Source organism: Geobacillus sp. ZGt-1, from assembly GCF_001026865.1.
Lineage (GTDB): Bacteria > Bacillota > Bacilli > Bacillales > Anoxybacillaceae > Geobacillus > Geobacillus thermoleovorans.
In genome coordinates, this window is sequence record NZ_LDPD01000018.1 from 156,758 (window position 1) to 157,066 (window position 309).

Sequence of the window (309 nt, forward strand, 5' to 3'; positions counted from 1 at the left end):
GACGGAAACTGCGGATGATGGATCGCATCCGGCAGCCCTTGCGTTTCCAGGCAGATGCCTAAATATTTCCGCGACGACACGCCGCCTAGATCCAACCCTTCCGGCAGCTGGTTCGATGTATACACCACCACGCCGACCTCATCCGTCTCCACCGTCAGCACCCGCCCGCTCTCCGGGTCGGAAAGCACAATCTCTTTGTCATGATGCCGATCGAGCCAAANCGGATGGTCATAACCCCCGCCGACGAGTGCAATTTGCGGATGCCCCGATTCGACCGCCTCCCGGATCGTCTTTCCTTGCCGCAAATCA

Annotated in this window: 2 pseudogenes; both read right to left on the bottom strand. The window is 59.1% G+C overall.

Annotated elements, in window-relative coordinates:
* Positions 1-220, bottom strand: a pseudogene (locus tag VU18_RS19795) (galactose-1-epimerase); the annotation flags it as partial.
* 1 nt (position 221) lies between these two features.
* A pseudogene (locus VU18_RS19800) lies at positions 222-309 on the bottom strand (hypothetical protein); the annotation flags it as partial.